This is a genomic window from Rhizobacter sp. P2_H2 (genome assembly GCF_056403375.1).
The window spans coordinates 1-595 of the sequence record NZ_JBFUFP010001790.1; the positions used below are offsets into that span (position 1 = coordinate 1).

At 77.1% G+C, this 595-nt stretch carries 1 pseudogene; it reads left to right on the forward strand.

From position 1 onward, the window contains the following. Positions 1–42 precede the first annotated feature (42 nt). Positions 43–595: pseudogene (locus tag AC1D15_RS36235) on the forward strand (hypothetical protein); the annotation flags it as partial.

Genomic DNA, 595 nt, shown 5'->3' on the forward strand with positions numbered 1-595 from the left:
GCTCGGGCGCCTGCCCGTGCGCCTGCATCCGCACCGCGGCGCGTGCAGCCACCGAGGCCGCAGCCGGCGCAGACGCCGGCTCGCCCGGCCGATCCAGCGGTGGCGTCCGACTTCGAGGCTGGCTGGCGCGAGGCGCAGGCCGCGGTGCACGATGCGCCGCACGCCGTGGATCCGCCCGGCGACGAGGGCAGGTCGGCGCGCGAGCTGTTCGAGCAAGGTTTGCGCGAAGGGGCGACGCTGCCTGCTGCACCCGGCCCCGTTTTCGCACCGGCCCCAGCACCGGTGCGGCAGGCGCCGGTCTCCGGCGGTGAGGCGCATGCACCGACTTCGCCTCTGCCTCCGCCTCCGGTGCGTCCGGCGCCACGACGGGCGCCATCGCAGTCACCCGCGCCCGCGCAGCTTCTGCCACCGGCCGCCGTCCCGATCGCCACGCTGCAGCAGATGCTCGAACCGCGGACGGCACCCCCGGGGCAGGCCGATCCCACGGGCGCGACGGCCGCGCCGCCGAGCCCGGTGTCGCAGGCGAGCCTCGACTTCTGGCGCGCCTATGCACAGGAACTGCCGCCCGGCCATGCGCTGCGCGGCCCGCTGGAGC